Source organism: Pseudoxanthomonas sp. PXM03 (assembly GCF_014852005.1).
In the GTDB taxonomy this organism is placed as follows: Bacteria; Pseudomonadota; Gammaproteobacteria; order Xanthomonadales; family Xanthomonadaceae; genus Pseudoxanthomonas_A.
Genome location: NZ_JACVAU010000002.1, coordinates 197,724 through 214,831, shown reverse-complemented (window position 1 = coordinate 214,831; position 17,108 = coordinate 197,724). Strand labels below are relative to the sequence as shown.

General features: G+C 66.8%; 18 protein-coding genes. 6 read left to right on the top strand and 12 right to left on the bottom strand.

Translation table 11 applies throughout. From position 1 onward, the window contains the following. Positions 1-19: 19 nt before the first annotated feature. The 5 genes from IB223_RS09785 to IB223_RS09765 form a co-directional block, all read right to left on the bottom strand. Positions 20-787: a polysaccharide biosynthesis protein gene (locus tag IB223_RS09785; protein ID WP_192201488.1), complete on the bottom strand. Its 768-nt coding sequence runs from the start codon at positions 785-787 to the stop codon at positions 20-22. Between the two features lie 10 nt (positions 788-797). Beyond that, positions 798-2,387, bottom strand: a complete 1,590-nt coding sequence (locus IB223_RS09780) for an XrtA system polysaccharide chain length determinant (RefSeq protein ID WP_192201487.1) — start codon at positions 2,385-2,387, stop codon at positions 798-800. Beyond that, positions 2,387-3,007, bottom strand: a complete 621-nt coding sequence (locus tag IB223_RS09775; RefSeq protein WP_225590990.1) for an XrtA/PEP-CTERM system exopolysaccharide export protein — start codon at positions 3,005-3,007, stop codon at positions 2,387-2,389. Before IB223_RS09775 ends, IB223_RS09780 begins: the two co-directional genes overlap by 1 nt. A 95-nt stretch (positions 3,008-3,102) precedes the next feature. Then, the gene (locus IB223_RS09770) at positions 3,103-4,110 is read right to left on the bottom strand and encodes an NAD-dependent epimerase (RefSeq protein ID WP_192201486.1); all 1,008 of its coding nucleotides are present in this window, start codon (positions 4,108-4,110) and stop codon (positions 3,103-3,105) included. A gap of 27 nt (positions 4,111-4,137) precedes the next feature. Continuing rightward, positions 4,138-5,427 carry a nucleotide sugar dehydrogenase gene (locus tag IB223_RS09765; protein ID WP_305079808.1) on the bottom strand — a complete coding sequence of 430 codons (1,290 nt, stop codon included), beginning with the start codon at positions 5,425-5,427 and terminating at the stop codon, positions 4,138-4,140. A gap of 226 nt (positions 5,428-5,653) precedes the next feature. On the opposite strand from IB223_RS09765, the gene galE reads away from it, so the two are divergent. Next, positions 5,654-6,670 (top strand): UDP-glucose 4-epimerase GalE, encoded by a 1,017-nt coding sequence (gene galE / locus IB223_RS09760; protein ID WP_192201485.1) that lies wholly within the window; start codon positions 5,654-5,656, stop codon positions 6,668-6,670. A gap of 116 nt (positions 6,671-6,786) precedes the next feature. Next, a complete protein-coding gene (locus IB223_RS09755; RefSeq protein ID WP_192201484.1) occupies positions 6,787-7,842 on the top strand; it encodes a diguanylate cyclase in 1,056 nt (351 codons plus the stop codon). Between the two features lie 7 nt (positions 7,843-7,849). Here the strand turns inward: IB223_RS09755 and IB223_RS09750 are convergent, their stop codons facing one another. Next, complete coding sequence (locus IB223_RS09750) at positions 7,850-8,689, bottom strand: alpha/beta fold hydrolase (protein WP_192201483.1); 840 nt, start codon at positions 8,687-8,689, stop codon at positions 7,850-7,852. Positions 8,690-8,703: 14 nt separating this feature from the next. After that, the gene (thiD, locus tag IB223_RS09745) at positions 8,704-9,510 is read right to left on the bottom strand and encodes a bifunctional hydroxymethylpyrimidine kinase/phosphomethylpyrimidine kinase (protein WP_192201482.1); all 807 of its coding nucleotides are present in this window, start codon (positions 9,508-9,510) and stop codon (positions 8,704-8,706) included. A 76-nt stretch (positions 9,511-9,586) separates the two neighbouring features. On the opposite strand from thiD, the gene IB223_RS09740 reads away from it, so the two are divergent. Beyond that, positions 9,587-10,636 carry an acyltransferase gene (locus tag IB223_RS09740; protein WP_343227184.1) on the top strand — a complete coding sequence of 350 codons (1,050 nt, stop codon included), beginning with the start codon at positions 9,587-9,589 and terminating at the stop codon, positions 10,634-10,636. 18 nt (positions 10,637-10,654) lie between these two features. On the opposite strand, the gene IB223_RS09735 is transcribed toward IB223_RS09740, so the two are convergent. The 4 genes from IB223_RS09735 to IB223_RS09720 all read right to left on the bottom strand — a co-directional run bounded on the left by IB223_RS09735 (position 10,655) and on the right by IB223_RS09720 (position 13,951). Beyond that, on the bottom strand, positions 10,655-11,368 hold the full coding sequence (locus IB223_RS09735) for a YoaK family protein (protein WP_192201480.1): 714 nt from the start codon (positions 11,366-11,368) through the stop codon (positions 10,655-10,657). Positions 11,369-11,389: 21 nt separating this feature from the next. Next, positions 11,390-12,787 carry a PhoH family protein gene (locus tag IB223_RS09730; protein WP_192201479.1) on the bottom strand — a complete coding sequence of 466 codons (1,398 nt, stop codon included), beginning with the start codon at positions 12,785-12,787 and terminating at the stop codon, positions 11,390-11,392. A 115-nt stretch (positions 12,788-12,902) separates the two neighbouring features. Then, entirely contained in the window at positions 12,903-13,388 is a 486-nt protein-coding gene (locus IB223_RS09725) for a peroxiredoxin (RefSeq protein WP_192201478.1), read from the bottom strand. Between the two features lie 2 nt (positions 13,389-13,390). Continuing rightward, entirely contained in the window at positions 13,391-13,951 is a 561-nt protein-coding gene (locus IB223_RS09720) for a glycine cleavage system protein R (protein ID WP_142124317.1), read from the bottom strand. Positions 13,952-14,130: 179 nt separating this feature from the next. On the opposite strand from IB223_RS09720, the gene dapA reads away from it, so the two are divergent. Beyond that, positions 14,131-15,039, top strand: coding sequence for a 4-hydroxy-tetrahydrodipicolinate synthase (gene dapA, locus IB223_RS09715; protein WP_192201477.1), 909 nt, complete (start codon positions 14,131-14,133; stop codon positions 15,037-15,039). A gap of 15 nt (positions 15,040-15,054) precedes the next feature. Next, on the top strand, positions 15,055-15,546 hold the full coding sequence (locus tag IB223_RS09710; RefSeq protein ID WP_192201476.1) for a hypothetical protein: 492 nt from the start codon (positions 15,055-15,057) through the stop codon (positions 15,544-15,546). A 160-nt stretch (positions 15,547-15,706) separates the two neighbouring features. On the opposite strand, the gene fdxA is transcribed toward IB223_RS09710, so the two are convergent. After that, positions 15,707-16,030 carry a ferredoxin FdxA gene (fdxA, locus tag IB223_RS09705; RefSeq protein ID WP_056881145.1) on the bottom strand — a complete coding sequence of 108 codons (324 nt, stop codon included), beginning with the start codon at positions 16,028-16,030 and terminating at the stop codon, positions 15,707-15,709. Between the two features lie 302 nt (positions 16,031-16,332). On the opposite strand from fdxA, the gene IB223_RS09700 reads away from it, so the two are divergent. Continuing rightward, positions 16,333-17,040, top strand: a complete 708-nt coding sequence (locus IB223_RS09700; RefSeq protein ID WP_192201475.1) for a pirin family protein — start codon at positions 16,333-16,335, stop codon at positions 17,038-17,040. Positions 17,041-17,108: the final 68 nt, after the last annotated feature.

Sequence of the window (17,108 nt, the reverse complement as noted above, 5' to 3'; positions counted from 1 at the left end):
CCGATGCTCCTTGGCTGCTTCACGGGATTTCGTTGAACACCACGCCGGCCACCTTGTCGGCCGGGAAACTGCCGATGGCCTTCTCCAGCTTCTCCGGCGTGACCTTGCCGTAGCCCGCGACCAGGACCACCAGGTCGGCGAGCTCGGAGAGGATGCGCGCATCGGGCGAACCGAGTACCGACGGACTGTCGAGGACGAGGTAGCGGTCGGGATAGCGGCTGCGCAGCGAATCCATCATCGCGCGCATGCGGAACGAACTGAACGCTTCGCCGGTCATCTCGCGCTGGCGGCCGCTCGGAATCAGGCGCAGGCGCGGCACGCCGGTGCGGTAGAGGATGCGGGCGAGATCGGTGTCGCTGTCATCCAGGTAATCCATCAGCCCGCCGTGCCCGGCGTCCACGCGCAGCGCGGTGTGCTGCGTCGGATGCAGCGCGTCGCAGTCCACCAGCAGCGCGCTCTTGGTGTCGTCGAACGCGAACGCCGTGGCCAGGTTGCGGGCAACGAAGCTGCCGCCGCAGCCGTGGCTCACCGGCGCCACCAGGGTGACGAAGTTGCGCTCGCCGCCCAGCGCGAGCAGCCGCGTACGCAGCTCGCGGAACGCATCGGCCTGTTCGCGCACGGAATCGTTGCGATGGATGACGCGACGCTCTTCCAGTTCGCGTGGCGTCAATGCCGTGGGCTCGTCCATCAGGGCCAGCGAGCGGGAGGTATCGGCGCGGTAGGGTACGCCGTGCAGTCGGTCGTTGTCCGGGGTCACTGGCTTTTCCATTGTGGCGTGTTGGGTCATGGCGGAGGCCTCAGGCGGCAAGCTGCTTGAGGCCGAACACGAGCCCATACGCGAGCACGACGACCAGGAGGATGCCGACGCTCATCGCGTTGCGGGTCAACTCCTGGCGACGGTCACGCGGCGAGTGGTAGGTCGGTACCACGGTGAGCAGCGGCCGGTCGGTGAGACGCTGCACCTGGTGCGCCGAGCGGATGCGCGGATCGAAGCGTGCGCGCAGGAACAGCAGGCCGAGGGGAATGCCCACCGCCATCAGCAGCCCGCCGATGGCGAAGTGCATGAAGCGCAGGCCCGTCGGGCGCAACGGCATCGTCGCGGGATCCTGTACGCGCAGGGTCAGGCCGCGTTCTTCGCGGTCCAGCTGCATGGAGACGCGGGCGTTCTCGCGCCGGCGCAGCAGGTCCTGGTAGATGTCGCGGTTGACCTCGTAGTCGCGCGTGAGTTCGGCCAGCGCGCTTTCGGAGTCGGCGATGCGCCGGCTGCGGTTGAGTTCGTCGTTGAGCATCGATTCCGCGATCGACATGCGCGATGCGGTCGCGGCCACTTCGCGGCGGGTCTGCGCCTGTTGGCTGCGCAGCTCCTGGTACAGCGGGTTCATCTGGGCCTCGTCGAACGGACTCCCGCCCTGCGGCGCGGAGGCGCGACGGTTCTGCTCGTTGACCATCGACTGCTGCAGGTCGGCCATCTGGTGGCGCACCCGCACGACGTCCGGATGCTGCTCGGTGTAGTTCAGCAGCAGGCGATCCAGTTGACCCTGCAGTTCCAGCAATTGCCCGCGGTACAGGCTCTCGCGCGTCTGCACGGCGGTGACCGCCGATTCGCCGGAGAGCTGCGAGGCGATCGCGCCTTCGCGCGAGCGCTGTTCGAGCAGCGCCATGCGGGTCTGTTCGACCGTGGTGCGCAGCGAGCTGATGCGCGTGTTGGCGTCGGTCGCACTGCCGGGCTGGGCGTCGGTGTTGGCCGAGCGGTATGCACGCAGGCGCTCCTCTGCCTCAAGCAGCTTGGCGTGGTAGTCCTGCACCTGCTTGTTGATGAACTCGTAGGCCTCGCGGCTTTCGCGTTCCTTCGCCGCCAGGCTCTCCTTGATGAACATGTCGCTCAGACGCTCCGTCACCTCGTAGGTGCGCTTGGCATCGCTGTCGCGGTAGGTGATCTGGATCAGGTTGGGGCGCGGGCTGGTGATCGCGATGCGGCCCTTGATCTGCTCCATCAGGCGGTCCTGCTGGACGGCGTTGGGCACGTTTTCCAGCCAGCCGCCGGTTTTCAGCGCATCCTGCAGGACCCGCTGGCTGTAGATCACCTGCCGGGCCATGCCGGCACGGTCCACGACGCCGGTCGCCACCGCGCGGCCTTCCAGCAGCGGCTGGATGATGTCGCTCTCCTGCGCCAGGATTGTCGTCGAGGCGGTGTAGTTCTTCGGCAGCACCAGCAATCCGACCACCAGCGTCAGCAGGGCGACGCCGGCGAAGATGCCGACCAGCGCCACGCGGTGGCGGCGTGCTTCGCGCAGCAGGATCGGGGCCAGTTCGTTGGGCGACAGCGCGCCCGCAGGCGCGGCCGGCGCAGCGTATCCGCGCCGCGCGGGAAGATTGCTCTGGCTCATCAGAACGTGCGCTCGGGAACGGTGATGACGTCGCCGGGCGACACCGTGTAGTTGGTGCTCAGGTCGCCGCGGTTGAGGATGCGGTCAAGCCGGACCGCATAGGTCTGGGTCTGCTCGGCGCCCTTGCGGTGCAGGTCGGACCTGTCGGCGGCCGCGAACTCGGTGATGCCACCGGCGGCGAGCACGGCGTCCAGCACCGTCATGCCGGGGCGGTAGGGCAGCGACACGGGCTGGCGGACGGCACCGGTGACGCGCACCCGGGACAGGTACTCGTGGCTGCGCAGATCGGTCAGGATCACGGCCACCTGCGGATCGCGCACGTAGGTCGCCAGGCGTTCCTGGATGTCTTTCGCGACGTCCCCCGGGGTGCGGCCGCCGGCCGGCACGTCGCCCACCAACGGCACCGAAATCATGCCGTCGGGACGCACCGGCACGGTGATGCCGAGTTCCGGGTTGCGCCACACGGAGACCTGCACGATGTCGTCCACGCCGATGTGGTACGCATCGGTACCCAGCGTGCTTGTCGCGGGCGGTGGCGTCTCGCTGCCGGAGGAGGTGGCGCACGACGCCAGCAGCATGGAAAGGAGGGTGGCGGCAAGGCCGGCAAAGAGGCGTTTCATCGGAGGATCCCCTGGAGTTGCTGATGCCGGTAACAACGGCGGCGACAGGGGAATCCGGCCACTGCGGAGCGCCTTGCCGGCGCTCCTGGTCGTGCTTACTCGGCGTAGAACGTCCGGTACCAGTCCACGAACCGGCGCACGCCGGTCTCGATGGGCGTCGTCGGCGAATAGCCCGTATCGCGGCGCAGGGCTTCCACGTCGGCTTCGGTGTCGGGCACGTCGCCGGGCTGCATCGGGAGCAGGCGCTTCTCCGCCTTGCGGCCCAGGCAGTCCTCCAGCACTTCGATGTAGCGCAGCAACTGCACCGGCTGGTGATTGCCGATGTTGTAGACGCGGTACGGGGCGCTGGACGAACCCGGGTTCGGCAGCAGCGGGTCGTACGCCGGATCCGGGCCAGGGACGGTGTCCAGCGTGCGGATCACGCCTTCCACGATGTCGTCGACGAAGGTGAAGTCGCGGCTGTGGTGGCCGTGGTTGAACACATCGATGGGCTTGCCCTCGAGGATGTTCTTCGTGAACAGGAACAGCGCCATGTCAGGCCGGCCCCAGGGGCCGTACACGGTGAAGAAGCGCAGTCCGGTGGTGGGCATGCCGAACAGGTGGCTGTAGGTGTGCGCCATCAGTTCGTTGGCCTTCTTGGTGGCCGCGTACAGGCTGACCGGATGGTCGACACTGTCCTCCACCGCGAACGGCAGTTTCCGGTTCGCGCCATAGACCGAACTGGACGATGCGTAGACGAGATGCTCGATGCCGCGGTGCCGGCAGGCTTCCAGGATGTTGGTGAAGCCGACGATGTTGCTGTCGATGTAGGCGTGCGGGTTCTCCAGCGAGTAGCGCACGCCGGCCTGGGCGGCCAGGTTGACCACGCGCTGCGGCTTGAACGCATCGAAAGCCGCTTCCAGTGCCGTGCGGTCTTCCAGCGAGCCGCGCACGAAATGGAAGCCCGCCTTCGGCAGGAGCCGGGCCAGGCGGGCCTCCTTCAACGTGGGGTCGTAGTAGGCATTGAGGTTGTCATACCCCAGCACCTCGTCGCCGCGATCGAGCAGGCGATGGCTGAGGTGGGAGCCGATGAAGCCGGCAGCGCCGGTGACCAGTACGCGCATCAACAGGGTCTCGTGGAATCGGGTCGCTTACAGGCAGTCGTCGACGGCGTGGCGGGGCAGGGCCCGCTTCACGTCGAAGAGCACGGCGCCGGGCTTGCCGAGTGCGCGGACACCTTCGGCGCCCCGTTCGGTGAACTCCCGGTGCGCGACCGCCAGGATGATGGCATCGTACTGGCCGGCCTGTGGCTCCGCCACCAGTTCCAGTCCGTATTCGTGCCGTGCTTCATCCGCGTTGACCCACGGGTCGTGCACGTCGACATGGGTGTTGTAGCTGCGCAGTTCGGACACGATGTCCACCACCCGCGTATTGCGCACGTCGGGGCAGTTTTCCTTGAAGGCCAGGCCCAGCACCAGCACCCTGGCGCCGGCCGTGGGCAGGTTGCGCTTGGCCATCAGCTTGGCCACGCGGCGGGCGACATGGCTGCCCATGCCGTCGTTGATGCGTCGTCCGGCCAGGATCACATCCGGGTGGTAGCCGATCTGTTGCGCCTTGTGGGTCAGGTAGTACGGATCCACGCCGATGCAGTGGCCGCCGACCAGGCCGGGGCGGAATGGCAGGAAGTTCCACTTGGTGCCGGCGGCTTCCAGCACTTCGTGGGTGTCGATGCCCAGGCGGTGGAAGATCAGGGCCAGTTCGTTGATCAGCGCGATGTTGACGTCGCGCTGGGTGTTCTCGATGACCTTGGCGGCTTCCGCCACGCGGATGCTGCTGGCCTTGTGCGTGCCGGCGGTGATGATGCTGCCGTACAGCGCGTCCACGAAGTCGGCGACCTCGGGGCTGGAGCCGGAGGTGACCTTCATGATCGTCTCCAGCCGATGCTGCTTGTCGCCGGGATTGATGCGCTCGGGGCTGTAGCCGGCGTAGAAATCCCGGTTGAAGACAAGCCCGGACTCGCGCTCGATGATCGGCACGCAGACTTCCTCGGTCGCGCCGGGATAGACGGTGGATTCGTAGATGGCGACCGCGCCCTTGCCGATGGCGCGGCCGACGGCGCGGCTGGCGGATTCCAGCGGATGCAGGTCGGGGCGCTTGTAGTCGTCGATCGGCGTGGGGACGGTGACGATGAATACGTTGCAGCCTGCCAGCGCGGCCGGATCGTCGCTGAAGTCGAGCTGCGGCGTGTCGCGCAGTTCCTCGGCGGTCACTTCCAGCGTGTGGTCATGATGCCCGCGCAGTTCGGCCACGCGCTTGCCGTTGATGTCGAACCCGAGGGTGGGAAACCTGCGACCGAAGGCGACGGCCAGCGGAAGGCCGACATACCCCAGTCCAATCACGGCGATCCTGGCCTGGTCCAGGGTAGGCAGTGGTGCGTTCATCGATGTGGAGATCCCCTGTGTGTCGCGTCTGTCGAGAAGTCTATACGGTGGCGCGGTGGGCGCGTTCGCCCGGTTCCCGGCCTGGTGTCGAGTCGATCAACGTCCAAAGCACGCCCGGGAGGACACGCGCCAGGATTGGCCTGAATGTGTCGCTGCCTGCGTAACAAGGGGCAATCGTCCATCGGGAAGATGGCGCGACCTGCGACCTGCGACCGGGGGAGTCGAGATGCGGATCCTGTTGTGCGGCGGCGCCGGCTACATCGGCGCGCACACCTACGTGGTGCTGGTGGAACGCGGCCATGATGTGGTGGTGGCCGACAATTTCAGCAACAGCTCGCCGGGCGTACTGACCCGGCTGCAGCAGATCACCGGCCACCCGGTGCCTTTCCAGCCGCTGGACCTGCGCGAACGCGAGGCCGTCTCGCGGTTCTTCGAACGCCAGCCGTTCGATGCGGTCGTGCATTTCGCTGCGCTGAAATCGGTGGGCGAATCCTGCGAGCGTCCGCTGGACTATTTCCACAACAACATCGGCGGCACGCTCAACCTGCTGCACGGCATGCAGGCGGCAGGCGTCAGGCGGCTGGTATTCAGTTCCTCCGCCACGGTCTACGGAGACCCCGCCAGCGTACCCGTGCGCGAAGACGCGAGCCTCCAGGTCACCAATCCCTATGGCCGCACCAAGCTGGTGATGGAAGAGCTCATCGGCGATCTGTGCCGCAGCGACGCGGAATTCCATGCCGCGAACCTGCGCTACTTCAACCCGGTGGGCGCGCACGAATCGGGCCTCATCGGCGAAGATCCCACCGGCATTCCCAACAACCTGATGCCGTACATCTGCCAGGTGGCGGTGGGGCGGCGTGACCGGCTGAGCGTATTCGGCGGCGACTGGCCAACCCTGGACGGCACCGGTGTGCGTGACTACATCCATGTGATGGACCTGGCGCGCGCGCATGCCGATGCGCTGGATTTCCTTGCCCGCGAGCAACGCAACCTGACCGTCAACCTGGGCACGGGCCAGGGGGTCAGCGTGCTGCAGCTGGTGAAGGCATTCGCGGATGCGGCCGCACGGGACATTCCCTACGAAGTGGTCGCACGGCGGCCCGGCGACGTGGCGGAGGTGTACGCGGATCCCTCGTTGGCCCGACAGGCGCTCGGCTGGCAGGCCGAACTGGGGGTGGAAGCGATGTGCCGCGATGCGTGGCGCTGGCAATCCCGGAATCCCCAGGGCTACCCGGCGGCATGATCGATGCGCCGAACGTGACCCGGTTGGCATAAGCGGGGGCGCGGCGTCGTGTCGCGGGCTGGCACCGCCCGCGTGATTGGCCGAGAATCCGCTCAATTCCCACCGCCTGGATCCGCTTGTCCTCCGACGCTGCACGCGACATGGCGGAACAGAACCGCTCACGCTATGGCCTGCGCATGTACCGGATGCGCGCGCTGGGGCTGGGGCTGGGCGCGATATGCGTGGCGGCCGTGCTTTACGAACATTCGGCGTCGCCCGCCCTGTGGGTGCTGCTGATCGCCAATGGCTTCCTCTGGCCGCACCTGGCCTACCTGCGGGTGAAGCTGAGCCGGGACGAACCCATCCAGGCCGAATTCCAGAATCTGACCTTCGATGCGGCGATGGGTGGCTTCTGGATCGCCGCCATGCACTTCGATGCGCTGCCCAGCGTGCTGCTGGCGGTGATGCTGACGATGGACAAGGTGATCATCGGCGGTGGACGCTTCGGCATCCGCACGCTGGGCACGATGATGCTGACCTGCCTGGCGGCCAGCGCAGCGTGGGGTTTCGCCTTCGATCCCTACACCAGCTACCCCGTGGTCCTGGCCTGCCTGCCGTTCCTGGCCATCTATCCGATGGCGATCGGCGTTGCCACCCACTCGCTGTCGCGCAAGGCGCGGCAACAGAAGGACCTGCTGGAGAAGATGGCGCGCTTCGATGCCGCCACCGGGCTGATGAACCGGCAGCAATGGCTGCATGCCGCCACCACCGAGCTCAAGCGCTTCCAGCGATCAGGCCGGACGGCGGTGCTGGTGCTGATCGACATCGACCGTTTCAAGGACATCAACGACGGCTACGGCCACACGGTCGGGGATGAAGTGGTGGAAGAGTTCGCGCGATTGTTGAAGGCCTGCCTGCGCGATGTGGACACGGGTGGCCGTTATGGCGGCGACGAGTTCGGCGTCGTCATGCCCGATACGCGCTGGGAAGAAGCGATCGTGGCGGCGGAGCGGCTGCGGCGGCAGGTGGCCGCCTGTGCCTTTTCCGCACGCGGCCTGCGCTGCACCGTCAGCATCGGCCTGTCCGAAGCGCATCCGGGCATCGCATCGGTATCGGACTGGATCAACAGTGCGGACAGCGCGCTCTACCGTGCCAAGGCGCAGGGACGCGACAGCATCGTCGTGGGCTGCTGATCCGCGATCAGGACAGCAGGGCGTCGATCACGGCGGCAGGTTGCTTCATCCAGGCGAAGTGATCCGCATGCGTGCCCAGCGCCGCGTGGTGCAGCGTGGTGACGCGGGTCGGGCTTCCAGGCATCTTGGCCGCCAGCGCGCGCAGCGAGCTTTCCGGCGCCAGCCAGTCGTCGTCGAAGAGCACGCCATGGAGTGGTGCCTGGACCTGGCGCATGCCGGCTTCCAGATCCACCGGCAAGCCGGCGGCGCGATAGCGGCCGCTCAGGCCCACGCGTGCCCAGTCGCGGATCAGGCTGCGTGCTTCGTCGCCGCCAAACCCCAGGCGACGACCGGGCAGCGCACCGCATGCGCGTGCCAGCCAGGGCGCGAACTGGTAGAAGAACGGCAGTGCGTAGCCGCGCGGCGCGGGGAACGCACGCCAGTAAGGCGTGCCGCTGCCGACCAGCCACAGCCCTGCGAATGCGTCGGGATGCTGGCCCAGATGGCAGGCCGCGAGCTGCCCACCCAGGCTGTGCCCGCCGATCACATGCGGCACATCGGGTAGCTGCCGGCGAAGTTCCGCATGACTCGATGGCAGGTCCATGCCCAGCAGCTCGCGGTAGCCCCAATCATGGCGGCGGTCCGCGCGCAGCGAGCTGCTGCCGTTGCCGCGCCATTCGTGCACGAACACCGCCATGCCGCGTGCGGCCAGGCCCTCCGCGAACGGCATGTAATGCCGCGCCGCCACGCCGAGGGCGGGGACCCACAGCACGGCGGAGTTCGCCTGCGCGGGGATGCGCGCCATCAACGCATACGCATGGCCGTCGGGCGTGGTCAGCGGGATGTCGTGCGCTGAAATCGTGGGCATGTCGATGTCGTCCATCAGACGGGCGCGGCGCCGAAATGGTCCAGCACGAGGATCTCGCTGCGTCCTGGGCGGTAGCCGCCCCGAAGCCCGGCGTGCACGTAGTCGGATGCGGCGAGGCAGGCCTCCTTCATCGCCATGCCCTGCGCCCGGCGGGCCGCGATGGCGGACGCCAGCGTGCAGCCGGTGCCATGGGCTTCAAGTGCGAGGCGCGAATGCGCCGTTTCCGCCACGCCTTCCGCATCCGCATACAGGTCGACGACGTCCCCGTCGCCGGGCAGATGGCCGCCCTTGAGGAACACGGCGTGCGCGCCCAGCGCCAGCAGGTCCCGCGCCGCGTCGCGCATCGCCTGCACATCGGGGATCGTGCGTCCCAGCAGCAGTTCGGCTTCGGGCAGATTGGGCGTCAGCACGTCGGCCAGTGGCAGCAACTGGCGGCGCATGGCGTCCAGCGCGTTGTTCTCCAGCAACCTCGCGCCACTGGTGGCGACCATCACCGGGTCGACGACCACCGTGCCGGGGTTGTGCCGGACGAGTGCTTCGACCACGGCGCCGATCACCTCGGCGGTGGCCAGCATCCCCAGCTTGACCGCGCGGATATCGAAGTCCTCGAAGCACGCATCCAGTTGCGCGCGCAGGAATTCCATCGGCGGCACGTTCACCGCCGTTACGCCCCTGGTGTGCTGCGCGGTCAACGCAGCGATCGCGGAGAGGCCGTGCACGCGGTGCGCCGCGAAGGTCTTGAGGTCGGCCTGGATGCCGGCGCCGCCACCGGAATCGGAACCGGCGATGGTCAGGGCGGAGACAGTGGAAGGTGAGCGCATGCGGCCATTATGCCGTCAGCCTTGCGCCGGATGGCCCCGTTGGCGCGCATCCTGCGTCTAGGGGGTATCGCAAGGCGTGCCGGAAACGGCGACAGGGGATGGCGTGGGAAAACGGCTTTCAGGGCTCGATGGCGTGCGTGCGATCGCCGTGCTCATGGTCCTGCTGGGGCACGCCGCCGGCCTTCCCCAGTTCCCGGTGGTGATCAGGAACCTGCTCGTGCTCGATATCGCACGCTTCGGCGTGGCGATCTTCTTCGTGCTCTCCGGTTTCCTGATCACCACGCTGCTGATCGACGAACGCAGCCGGCGGGGGCGTGTTTCCTTGCGCGACTTCTACCTGCGCAGGACGATCCGGATCTTCCCCGCAGCCTATCTGTACATTGCGTGCGCGGTCGTGGTGGCGTCCATCGGCTGGGCGACACTGAAGCCCGGGGACGTGCTGCATGCGTTGACCTATACGATGGATTACCACCACGACCGTGGATGGACGCTGGGGCACCTGTGGTCGCTGGCGGTGGAAGAGCAGTTCTACCTGCTCTGGCCCTTGCTGTTCCTGTGGTCGGGCAAGCGCGCCGCCGTCGTGGTGGGGGTCATCATCGCGCTGGCACCGCTGGTGCGTGTGGTCGCGTGGATGGGGTGGCCGCAGGCGCGCATCGGGATCGACGAAGAGTTCCAGTACGTGGCGGATTCACTGGCCACGGGTTGCCTGGCCGCGCTGCTGGTGCACCGGTTCGGCAAGGAACGGTTGGCGGATGCGATTCCGGCGGCGGCCTATCCGCTGGCGGCGCTGGTTGCCGTGATGGCGGCGTCGTTCTCCGAATGGCCGTCGTTCTACCTGCCGGTGGGCGCGACCCTGGTCAACATCGCCATCGCGGTCTGCCTGCTCGGTGTGGTGTTCCGGGTCAATCCCGGAATCGATCGCGTGCTGAACAGCCAGGTGGCCGTGTTCATCGGCACCATCAGCTACTCGCTCTATCTGTGGCAACAGATCTTCCTGGGCAGGAATGTCCCGCTCGCGCGCGAGATGCTGCCGTTGGCGATTGTCCTGCCTTTCCTGGCGGCCAGCGCCAGTTATTTCGCGGTGGAGAGGCCGCTGATCCGGCTACGTGAGCGTTTCAGGCACTGACACCCGGGAAAGGACGGATCAATCCGGTGGTCCGCGTTCGACGCCGTGATCCACCGGCTCCTCGCCCGTATCGACGAAGCGTCGATGCAGATATACGACGTGCGCGATACCCGTGAGGCCGGTGAGCATCGCGGGCACCAGCAGCGCGTCGTAGGCGAGGCGCAGGTACAGCCACGCGCCGAGCACGCCTCCGGCGAGGAAACCGCTGATGATCAGGCCGCTGAGGGTCAGTCGGCGCACCGGCAGCGGCATCCCGCGCAGCAGGTGGCCCAGTCCGATGCCGAGGTCGGTGAACATGCCGCTGAGGTGCGTGGTGCGGACGGCGGCACCGCTGTAGGTGGTGACCATCGCGTTCTGCAGTCCGCACGCCATGGCGGCGAGCAGGGCGCCCCAGATCTGTTCCTGCTTGAACAGCGGAATCGCGGCGAGCAGCACGACCGCTTCCAGCGCCAGTACCACGCCGTAGCGACGCCCCAGTTTCAGCGTCTGGTCCTGGATGATCAGGCCGCTCAGCATCGCGCCAAGGCAGAACGCGATCAGCATGCCCCACAGGTGCGTCACTGCGCGCAGGTCTCCCTGCGCGAGTGCCGCCCCCAGCAGGCTGGTAGTGCCGGTCAGGTGGCTGACCGCCTGATGCTCGAAGCCGAGATAGCCGATGACATTGACCATCCCCGCCACGCACGCCAGCAGGACGGCGCCGATCCAGACCCAGCGGGGAAGGTGGAGGCCCATGGCGTCGGCACCCGTGTCCGGTTACAACACTTCCGACGCGTAATCCGCCAGGCGCGACCGCTCGCCACGCCGCAGCGTGATGTGCGCGCTGTGCGCCCAGTTCTTGAAGCGGTCCACCGCGTAGGTCAGGCCGGATGTCGTCTCCGTCAGGTAGGGCGTGTCGATCTGTTCCACGTTGCCCAGGCAGACGATTTTCGTGCCAGGGCCTGCGCGGGTGATCAGCGTCTTCATCTGCTTGGGCGTGAGGTTCTGCGCCTCATCGAGGATCAGGTAGCGCGACAGGAACGTGCGCCCGCGCATGAAGTTCATCGAGCGGATCTTGATGCGCGAGGCCAGCAGGTCGTTGGTCGCCGCGCGCCCCCACGCACCGCCTTCCTGGTTGTGCGTCAGCACTTCCAGGTTGTCGGTCAGCGCGCCCATCCACGGCGTCATCTTTTCTTCTTCCGTGCCGGGCAGGAAGCCGATGTCCTCGCCCACGCTGACCGTGGCGCGGGTCATGATGATCTCGCGGTAGCGCTGCTGGTCCATCGTCTGCGCAAGGCCGGCCGCCAGTGCCAGCAGCGTCTTGCCGGTGCCGGCGGTGCCGAGCAGGGTGACGAAGTCGACTTCCGGATCCATCAGCGCGTTGAGCGCGAAGTTCTGCTCGCGGTTGCGCGCATTGATGCCCCACACCGCGTGCTGGCTGTGGCGGAAGTCATCGACGATCTGCAGCGTCGCCTTGTCGCCTTCCACCCGGCTGACACGGAACTCCGATTCGTCATCGCCGGGCAGGTAGAGGTACTGGTTCGGGTACCAGCCCGCGCCCTCGGTCATGGTGACTTCGTAATACGTGCGTCCCTTGTCGGTCCAGGAGCGCAGGTCCTTGCCGTGGCGCTGCCAGAAGTCCTCCGGCAGCGGATCCGCGCCGGTGTACAGCAGGCTGAAATCGTCCAGCGCGCGGTCGTTCTCGTAATCCTCCGACACGATCCCGGCAATCGCCGCCTTGATGCGCAGGTTGATGTCCTTGGACACGAACACCACCGGGATCTCCGGCGTGTGTTCCTTCAGCGCCAGGATCGCGCCGAGGATGGCGTTGTCGGGGATGACGGCGCCGAAGCTCTTGCCGGCGTCGAAATGGCTGGTCTGGAACCGCAGCAGGCCTGCGCTTTCCTTGCCGCGCAGCTGCAGGCTGTTGGGCTGGATCAGCGGGATGCCGGCGGCCAGGTTGTCCAGGCCGGACGCTTCGACCAGTTCGTTGAGGAAGCGGCTGACCTGCCGCGCATTGCGGCTCGCTTCCGACGTGCCTTTCTTGCCGTTGTCCAGTTCTTCGATCACCTGCATCGGCAGGAAGACATCGTGTTCCTCGAACTTGAACAGCGCGGTGGGGTCGTGCATCAGCACGTTGGTGTCCAACACATAGATACGCTTGCTACGGGTCATTCGGGCAACCTCATCGAGGAAGATGTGTGAACACGGGCGACTTTTCCGCGGACAGCAGCGAACCACCATGACCCGCCGCGGCGCGGGATGGTGGGTGGAAGGGAAGGGGATTTCGTCACTGGGCCTGGTGGGCCTTCAGGGCGTCCAGCACGGCGTCGGCATGGCCGGGAACCTTCACGCCGCGCCATTCCTGCGCGATGCGGCCGTCAGGCGAGATCAGGAACGTGCTGCGCACCACGCCCAGCACCTTGCGGCCGTACATGTTCTTTTCGTGGATCACGTCGAAGGCCTTGCACAGCGCTTCGTCGGCGTCGCTCACCAACGGGAACTTGAACCCTTGCTTGGTACAGAAGTTGTCGTGCGATTTCACCGAGTCGCGCGACACGCCCAGCACGATGGCGTTCAATTTCTTGAATTTCGGCAGCAGCGCGTTGAAATCCAGCCCTTCGGTGGTGCAGCCCGGCGTGCTGTCCTTCGGGTAGAAGTACAGCACCAGCCAGCGGCCGGCATGGTCGGCGAGGGTGGTGGTCTCGCCGCCGGACAAGGCCAGCGGCAGTTTCAGTGTCGATTTGGGCAGGGCGTTCGTGCTTTTCGCCGTCATCGTCAGAACTTCATCGGATCCATGATCGCGTCCAGGTTCAGATGGTCGCAGAATTCAAGGAAATCGTCGCGCAGCGCGGCGATGTGCATGTTGGCCGGCACGCCGATGGTCACCTGCGCCGAGAACATCTCCGCACCGGTCTGCATGGCGCGGTAGCGCGTGCTCTGCAGGTTCTCGATGGTGATGCCCTGGCGGTCGAAGAAGTCGGCCAGCTGGAACAGGATGCCCGGTTTGTCCGCGGCCACCACTTCCACGATGTAGGGCAGCAGGTTGGACTGCACCACCTTGGGACCGGTGCGGTAGAACACCAGTTTCAGGCCCTCGTCGCGCTCGAGCCGCGTAAGCATGGTTTCCAGCTTCGCCACCGCGTCCCACGAACCCGTCGCCAGCGCCGTGACGGAGACGTCGCGCCCCACCGTGGACAGCCGGGCATCCACCAGATTGCAGCCGCTGTCGGCGATGCGGCGCGTCACCGACAGAAGCGGCGACTCCGGATGCGTCGTATAGGCGGTGATCAGGAGGTGGTTTTCGGTCGGCGAAGGCCGGGGCGTGGAATCGGTCAAGAGAGCTTCCGGCGTTGCGGTCAGGCTGAATGGCGGCCGGGCAGCGTCCCGGCGACGCAGGCAGCATACTTGCCCGCCCTTTGAGCCCGCAAGTAACATGCGGCCGACATTGCAGGCGAACCGGCCAACTGCGCTTATTGGCGCCTCCGGACGCCGGACACCCCACCGAGAGCCATCCCTTGCATCTTTCCGGCAGCATCACCGCACTGGCCACGCCGTTCCTGGCGTCGGGCGAACTCGACCTGGAAGCCTGGCGTTCACTGCTCAAACAGCAACTGGATGGAGGCACGCAGGGCGTGGTGGTGGCGGGATCGACCGGTGAAGCGGCTGCGCTCTCCGACGACGAATACGACACACTGTTGCGCATCGCGGTGGAGGACGTGCGCGGGTGCATTCCCGTGCTGGCAGGTACCGGCCAGATGAATACGGCCAAGACCATTGCCGCCACGCGACGCGCAGCCGCGGCGGGTGCGCAGCTCGCGCTGGTCGTCACGCCGCCCTACGTACGCCCGACGCAGGCCGGGCTGCTGGCGCATTACCGGGCGGTGGCCGACCAGGGCGGATTGCCCGTGGTGCTCTACAACGTGCCCGGCCGCACCGGGTGCGATCTGTTGCCGGAAACGGTGGCCGAGCTCGTCGACCATCCGAACATCGTGGGCATCAAGGAAGCGCGCGCAGAACCCGAACGCATGGCGGCCCTGCTGGCGCTGCGGAAGGAGGGCTTCGCGGTCCTGAGCGGCGACGACCCGACGGCCTCCCGCGCCATGCTGGCCGGTGCCGATGGCCTCATCTCGGTGGGCTCGAATGCCCTGCCGCGCACCTTCCGCCGCCTGTGCGACCTTGCCCGCGCGGACGAGGCGGCCGCAGTCGCCGGACTGGATGCCCAATTGCAGGAGATCTATGCCTTCCTCGGCGTGGAATCCAACCCCATCCCGGTGAAGGCGCTGCTGCAGCGCGCAGGCTTCGGCGATGGCCTGCGCCTGCCGCTGCTTTCGCTGTCCCCCGCCCATGCCGATACTGCCGATCGTCTCGCCGCCGTGGCGCAGGCGCTGGAAGCACAATCCAACCGCGACATCCTCGCGGCCTGAACCCAGGAGATTCTCATGCGTCTTTCGTCTTCCCTCGTGCGTCCGCTTGCCCTGGTGCTGCTGGTCGTTTCCGTCGCCGGCTGCTCATGGTTCAAGAAGGGCGCGAAGGGCGACTACGCGCTGGCGCCTGAAACCCGTCCGCTGGAAGTGCCGCCGGACCTCAATCTGCCCAACACCAGTGGCGCCATGCAGATACCTGCCGCCAGCCAGGCCACGGCGGCCGCAGCGCCCGCAGCCGCGGGTGGTTTCACCGTCGCCGGTACCCGTGACGAAGCGTTCACCCGCGTGGGCGAAGCGCTCGCCGGCGTGGAGGGCGTCACCATCGCCAGCCGGGCCCAACTGCTGGGCACCTACGACGTCAGCTACGAGGGGGCCAGCTTCCTCGTCCGTGTGTCGGGCGTCGAAGCCGGCGCCTACGTGACGGCGGTCGATCCGCGCGGCCTGCCGGCCACATCGCCGGCCGCAACCAAGCTGCTGGCGGCGCTGAAGGCCAAGCTGGGCGGGTGAGCAGCCCAACGTGGCGGGGAGAGGGATGCGTTGCCGTCGTCCCGGCGCATGCCGGGACCCAGCTTGACCAGCCATCCGGCTATCCATAACCACCGTGACGACGAAAAAGGCGCCTCGCGGCGCCTTTTTCATGTGTGCGTGGTGCGGCAGCGTGCGCCCGTCAACGCTCCAGCAGCGGCAGCTTGTCCGGCTTGCCTTCCCACTCCTTCGCGTCCGGCAGCGGATCCTTGCGCGTGGTGATCACCGGCCATGCCCGGGAAAGTTCGGCGTTGAGCGCGACGTAGCCTTCCTGGCCAGCCGGCACGTCGTCTTCCGGGTAGATGGCATTGATCGGGCACTCGGGTTCGCACAGCGTGCAGTCGATGCATTCGTCCGGGTCGATCACCAGGAAGTTGGGACCTTCATGGAAGCAGTCCACGGGGCAGACTTCCACGCAGTCGGTGTACTTGCACTTGATGCAGTTTTCGGTGACGACGAAGGGCATGAGGTTGGATGTGCAGCGAAGGAAACCGTGCAAGTTTAAATCACCGCGTCATCCAGGATGGAAATGTTTCTCGGCAGCCCCGTGCGTGCGCGGGTCCGGGCGTGGCACGCGCATGGAATGTCCGCGTGCGCGGACGGCGTGGCTTGCGGCGCCTCCCGCCTGATCGTTCCAGCAGGCGTGGCGCAGTTCGGTTCGCCTGGCCTATATTTCCATTTATGGAACGATCTATTGGTTTTCGTCGGCTTTATCCCATCCGTGTCGAGGATCATGCTGCACGCCTCACCACACACCGGAGCACCGCCATGATCACCTTGCGCCCCGCCACCGCTCGCGGCCACGCCAACCACGGCTGGCTGGACTCGTGGCACAGCTTTTCCTTCGCGAGCTACTTCGACGACAAGCACGTCCACTGGGGTCCGCTGCGCGTGATCAACGAGGATCGCGTGGCCGCCGGCCGCGGCTTCGGCGAACACGGCCACCGCGACATGGAAATCATCAGCTACGTGCTGGAAGGTGCGCTGGGCCACAAGGATTCGATGGGAACCAGCTCCAGCATCGTGCCGGGCGATGTGCAGCGCATGAGCGCCGGCACCGGCGTGCAGCATTCGGAGTTCAACTACAGCGAAACCGGGACCACCCATTTCCTGCAGATCTGGATCATCCCCGACAAGCAGGGCGTGGCGCCCTCGTACGAAGAGAAGCGCTTCGCCGCCGAAGAGAAGCAGGGCCGCCTGCGGCTGGTGGTCAGCCCGGACGGCGCCGATGGTTCGATCTCCATCCATCAGGATGCGCGCCTGTACGCCGGCCTGTTCGACGGGGATGAAGCGGCGGAACTGCGCCTGGCCGAAGGTCGCCTGGGTTACGTGCACGTGGCGCGCGGCGAAGTGACCGTCAACGGCCGTACCCTGTCGGCGGGCGATGCGTTGCTCTACGAAGGCGAGCCGCTGGTCAGCGTGGGCCAGGGCATCGGGGCGGAAGTGCTGGTGTTCGACCTGCCGCCGTTGAAGTAGGCAGGCGGCGCTGCGGCGCTTGCATCGACCAGAAAGGGTGCGCGGATGCGCACCCTTTTCCGTTCTCG